Below are 5462 nucleotides of genomic sequence, written 5' to 3'. Positions count from 1 at the left end.
AGCGCACGGCGGCTGCGATCGCCGCCGGCATCGACGGCGCGCGCGTGCTCGCGCTGCACGCGGACGTCGCGCGGCAGGACTCGGTGCGCGACGCGTTCGCGCAGACCGAAGCGGCGCTCGGCCCGCTCGACGTGCTGGTGAACAACGCTGGCATCAACGTGTTCGCCGATCCGTTGACGATGACGGACGACGACTGGCGCCGCTGCTTCGCGGTCGACCTCGACGGCGTGTGGCACGGCTGCCGCGCGGCGCTGCCCGGGATGGTCGAACGCGGTCGCGGCAGCATCGTGAACATCGCGTCGACGCATGCGTTCCGGATCATCCCGGGCTGCTTTCCGTACCCGGTCGCGAAACACGGCGTGCTGGGCCTCACGCGTGCGCTCGGCATCGAATACGCGGCGCGCAACGTGCGGATGAACGCGATCGCGCCCGGCTACATCGAGACGCAGCTCACGCGCGACTGGTGGGATGCGCAGGCCGACCCGGCCGCGGCGCGTGCCGAGACGCTCGCACTGCAGCCGATGAAGCGGATCGGCAAACCGGAGGAAGTCGCGATGACGGCCGTGTTCCTCGCCTCCGACGAGGCGCCGTTCATCAATGCCGCGTGCATCACCGTCGACGGCGGGCGCGCGGCGCTGTACCACGATTGACGCAACGATTCGAAAGACCGCACGTGCGACGGCCGCGCGCACGCTGCGTCGAAACCAACAAGCGGCTGCATCCTGTTCGATGAAGACAAGGAGACACTGGAGATGAAACGCAGAACGTTCGTAACGCTGGCCGCCGCGGCGGCGGTGGTGATGGGGAGTCCGGTCGCGCACGCGGCCGATCCGGTCAAGATCGGCTTTCTGGTGAAGCAGCCGGAAGAGCCGTGGTTCCAGGACGAGTGGAAGTTCGCCGAGATGGCCGCGAAGGACAAGGGCTTCACGCTCGTGAAGATCGGCGCGCCGTCGGGCGAGAAGGTGATGAGCGCGATCGACAACCTGTCCGCGCAGAAGGCGCAGGGCTTCATCATCTGCACGCCCGACGTGAAGCTCGGGCCGGGCATCGTCGCGAAGGCGAAGTCGCACAACCTGAAGATGATGACGGTCGACGACCGCCTCGTCGACGGCGCGGGCAAGCCGATCGAGTCGGTGCCGCACATGGGCATTTCCGCGTACAACATCGGCAAGCAGGTCGGCGACGGCATCGCGGCCGAGATCAAGAAGCGCGGCTGGAACATGAAGGACGTCGGCGCGATCGACATCACGTACGAGCAGCTGCCGACCGCGCACGACCGCACGAGCGGCGCGACCGACGCGCTGGTGGCGGCCGGTTTCCCGAAGGCGAACGTGATCGCGGCGCCGCAGGCGAAGACCGACACCGAGAACGCGTTCAACGCGGCGAACATCGCGCTCACCAAGAACCCGCAGTTCAAGCACTGGGTCGCCTACGGCCTGAACGACGAAGCCGTGCTCGGCGCGGTGCGCGCGGCCGAAGGGCGCGGCTTCAAGGCGGACAACATGATCGGCATCGGCATCGGTGGTTCCGATTCGGCGCTCAGCGAATTCAAGAAGCCGCAGCCGACGGGCTTCTACGGCACCGTGATCATCAGCCCGAAGCGCCACGGCGAGGAAACCTCGGACCTGATGTACGCATGGATCACGCAGGGCAAGGCACCGCCGGCGCTGACGCTGACGACGGGCATGCTCGCGACGCGCGACAACGTGTCGAAGGTGCGCGACGAGATGGGGCTCGCATCGAAGTAAGCGGCTTGCCGGCTGGCGCGGCGACGCGGCAGCCGGCGATCGATGGATCTGCAAAGTGGGGAGACGACGTGTCAGCGGCACTGCGTTTTGACAATATCGGCAAGGTATTTCCCGGCGTGCGCGCACTCGACGGCATTTCGTTCGACGTGCATGCGGGCGAGGTGCATGGCCTGATGGGCGAGAACGGCGCGGGCAAGTCGACGCTGCTGAAGATTCTCGGCGGCGAATACCAGCCCGATGCGGGCAGCGTGCTGGTCGACGGCCAGCCCGTGCATTTCTCGAGTGCGGCCGCGTCGATCGCGGCCGGCATTGCAGTGATTCACCAGGAACTGCAGTACGTGCCCGACCTGACGGTCGCGGAGAACCTGTTGCTCGGCCGCCTGCCGAACGCGCTCGGCTGGGTGAAGAAGGGCGAGGCGAAGCGCCACGTGCGCGAGCGGCTCGCCGCGATGGGCGTCGATCTCGATCCCGACGCGAAGCTCGGGCGGCTGTCGATCGCGCAGCGGCAGATGGTCGAAATCTGCAAGGCGTTGATGCGCAACGCGCGCGTGATCGCGCTCGACGAGCCGACGAGCTCGCTGTCGCATCGCGAGACCGAGGTGCTGTTCAAGCTCGTCGACGACCTGCGCGCGCAGGGCCGTGCGCTGATCTACATCTCGCACCGGATGGACGAGATCTACCGGCTGTGCGATGCGTGCACGATCTTCCGCGACGGGCGCAAGATCGCGTCGCACGAATCGCTCGCCGACGTGCCGCGCGAGCAGCTCGTCGCCGAGATGGTCGGGCGCGAGATTTCGGACATCTACCATTACGCGCCGCGCGCGCTCGGCGACGTGCGGTTTTCGGCCGAAGGCGTCGACGGCCCGGCGCTGCGCGAGCCGGCGAGCTTCTCGGTGCGCGCGGGCGAGATCGTCGGGTTCTTCGGGCTGGTCGGCGCGGGGCGCAGCGAACTGATGCGGCTCGTGTACGGCGCGGACCGCCGGCGCGCGGGCGAGCTGACGCTCGACGGCAAGCGCATCGACGTGAAGCGCACCGGCGACGCGATCCGCCACGGCATCGTGCTGTGTCCGGAGGACCGCAAGGAAGAAGGGATCATCGCGATGGCTTCGGTCGCGGAGAACATCAACATCAGCTGCCGCCGGCATTCGCTGCGCGCCGGACTCTTCATCGACCGCAAGACCGAGATCGAAACGGCCGACCGCTTCATCCAGCGGCTGAAGATCAAGACGCCGAACCGCCGGCAGAAGATCCGCTTCCTGTCGGGCGGCAACCAGCAGAAGGCGATCCTGTCGCGCTGGCTCGCGGAGCCCGACCTGAAGGTGGTGATCCTCGACGAGCCGACGCGCGGGATCGACGTCGGCGCGAAGCACGAGATCTACGACGTGATCTACCGGCTCGCGGAGCGCGGCTGCGCGATCGTGATGGTGTCGTCGGAGCTGCCGGAAGTGCTCGGCGTGTCCGACCGCATCGTCGTGATGCGCGAAGGCCGCATCGCGGGCGAGCTGTCGCGCGCGCAGGCGAACGAGCATGCGGTGCTCAGCCTCGCGCTGCCGCAGACGAGCGTCGCCGAGGCGGCCTGACGCGGTGTCAGGTCGCCGCGGGCGACGCAGGATATTCGAATCGATCACGCGCGGCGCGGGCCGCGCGACGCAGGAGCAGGAGACACAACCATGCAAGTCCGGGAAAACCTCGCCAGCGCAGCCGTGAAGCCGTCGGCTGACGCGCTGGTTCCACAGCAGAGCGACCGCCAGAAGTGGTGGCAGCACCTCACCGAATACAGCCTGATCGCGATCTTCGCGGTGATGTTCCTGACGATGTCGCTGACGGTCGATCACTTCTTCTCGATCGACAACATGCTCGGCCTCGCGCTGTCGATCTCGCAGATCGGGATGGTCGCGTGCACGATGATGTTCTGTCTGGCCTCGCGCGACTTCGACCTGTCGATCGGCTCGACCGTCGCGTTCTCCGGCGTGCTGTGCGCGATGGTGCTGAACGCGACCGACAACACGTTCGTCGCGATCATCGCCGCGGTCGCGGCCGGTGCGGCGATCGGGTTCGTGAACGGCGCGGTGATCGCGTACCTGCGCATCAACGCGCTGATCACGACGCTCGCGACGATGGAAATCGTGCGCGGGCTCGGCTTCATCGTGTCGAAGGGGCAGGCAGTCGGCGTGTCGTCGGATACGTTCATCGCGCTCGGCGGGCTGTCGCTGTTCGGCGTATCGCTGCCGATCTGGGTCACGCTCCTGTGCTTCATCGTGTTCGGCGTGCTGCTGAACCAGACCGTGTACGGCCGCAATACGCTCGCGATCGGCGGCAACCCGGAGGCGTCGCGCCTGGCGGGGATCAACGTCGAACGCACGCGCGTCTACATCTTCCTGATCCAGGGCGCGGTGACGGCGCTCGCCGGCGTGATCCTCGCGTCGCGCATCACGTCGGGCCAGCCGAACGCCGCGCAGGGCTTCGAGCTGAACGTGATCTCCGCATGCGTGCTCGGCGGCGTGTCGCTGATGGGCGGCCGCGCGACGATCTCGGGCGTCGTGATCGGCGTGCTGATCATGGGCACCGTCGAGAACGTGATGAACCTGATGAACATCGACGCGTTCTACCAGTACCTGGTGCGCGGCGCGATCCTGCTCGCGGCCGTGCTGCTCGACCAGCTGAAGAATCGCGGCGTACGCGACTGACCGATTCCACGGAGACGATTCGCATGACCATCGAAACTTCCGCGCAGGATCCGCGCGCCGCGAGCGACGCGCGCTATGCGCGCTACCCGAGCCTCGAGGATCGCGCGGTGCTGATCACGGGCGGCGCGACCGGGATCGGCGCGGCGTTCGTCGAGCACTTCGCGCGGCAGGGCGCACGCGTCGCGTTTGTCGATCTCGACGCGCAGGCGGGCCAGGCGCTCGCGGAAAGCCTCGCGCAGATGCCGGAGGTACGCCACGCGCCGCTGTTCCTTCCGTGCGACCTGACCGACATCGACGCGCTGCGCCATGCGATCGACGCGATCCGCGCCCGGATCGGCGCGATCGCGGTGCTCGTGAACAACGCGGCGAACGACACGCGCCACGCGATCGCCGACGTGACACCGGCGTCGTTCGACGCAGGCATCGCCGTGAACCTGCGCCACCAGTTCTTCGCCGCGCAGGCGGTGATCGACGACATGAAGCAGCGCGGCGGCGGCGCGATCATCAATCTCGGCTCGATCAGCTGGATGCTGAAGAACGGCGGCTATCCCGTCTACGTGATGGCGAAGGCGGCCGTGCAGGGGCTCACGCGCGGGCTCGCGCGCGATCTCGGCCCGTTCGGGATCCGCGTGAATTCGCTGGTGCCCGGCTGGGTGATGACCGACAAGCAGCGCAAGTTATGGCTCGACGACGCGGGCCGGGCGGCGATCAAGGCGGGCCAGTGCATCGACGCCGAGCTGCTGCCGGACGATCTCGCGCGCATGGCGCTGTTTCTCGCGGCCGACGACAGCCGGATGATCACCGCGCAGGACGTGGTGGTCGACGGCGGCTGGGCCTGATTGTTGGTATGGGTGTTGGGGTTCGCGCGGCATCGCGCGACGACCGGTATCGTTTCATCGACGAAGCAAAGGAGTTCACCATGACCGCCACGTCCTCGCGCGCCTTGTCGTCCACGAGCCAGTCGCGCCGCGCGCGCCTGGCTGCCGCCGCGCAGCCGGTCAGCGCCGGCCCGCAGACCGCCGCGTTA

At 67.8% G+C, this 5462-nt stretch carries 5 protein-coding genes; all 5 read left to right on the top strand.

What is annotated here, in order from left to right:
* The coding region (locus F3J14_RS33285; protein WP_166726514.1) for an SDR family oxidoreductase at nt 1–650 on the top strand (650 nt) is incomplete at its 5' end.
* Between the two features lie 102 nt (nt 651–752).
* Nucleotides 753–1748, top strand: a complete 996-nt coding sequence (locus F3J14_RS33280) for an arabinose ABC transporter substrate-binding protein (RefSeq protein ID WP_166726513.1) — start codon at nt 753–755, stop codon at nt 1746–1748.
* A gap of 68 nt (nt 1749–1816) precedes the next feature.
* Nucleotides 1817–3328: an L-arabinose ABC transporter ATP-binding protein AraG gene (gene araG, locus F3J14_RS33275; RefSeq protein ID WP_165750853.1), complete on the top strand. Its 1512-nt coding sequence runs from the start codon at nt 1817–1819 to the stop codon at nt 3326–3328.
* A 90-nt stretch (nt 3329–3418) separates the two neighbouring features.
* A complete protein-coding gene (gene araH, locus F3J14_RS33270; protein ID WP_012363061.1) occupies nt 3419–4435 on the top strand; it encodes an L-arabinose ABC transporter permease AraH in 1017 nt (338 codons plus the stop codon).
* Nucleotides 4436–4458: 23 nt separating this feature from the next.
* Nucleotides 4459–5274: an SDR family oxidoreductase gene (locus tag F3J14_RS33265; protein WP_166726512.1), complete on the top strand. Its 816-nt coding sequence runs from the start codon at nt 4459–4461 to the stop codon at nt 5272–5274.
* The last annotated feature ends 188 nt before the right edge of the window (nt 5275–5462 follow it).

The sequence above is a fragment of the Burkholderia sp. Tr-862 genome, from assembly GCF_011753085.1.
GTDB classification, from domain to species: Bacteria; Pseudomonadota; Gammaproteobacteria; order Burkholderiales; family Burkholderiaceae; genus Burkholderia; species Burkholderia ambifaria.
The sequence above is the reverse complement of the archived record's forward strand: the minus strand, read 5'-3'. Positions and strand labels throughout refer to the sequence as shown.

What these genes read in the sequence shown, in the direction of transcription:
- F3J14_RS33280 (WP_166726513.1), top strand. Translation starts at nt 753, where the DNA reads ATGAAACGCAGAACGTTCGTAACGCTGGCCGCCGCGGCGGCGGTGGTG.
- araH (WP_012363061.1), top strand. Translation starts at nt 3,419, where the DNA reads ATGCAAGTCCGGGAAAACCTCGCCAGCGCAGCCGTGAAGCCGTCGGCT.
- F3J14_RS33265 (WP_166726512.1), top strand. Translation starts at nt 4,459, where the DNA reads ATGACCATCGAAACTTCCGCGCAGGATCCGCGCGCCGCGAGCGACGCG.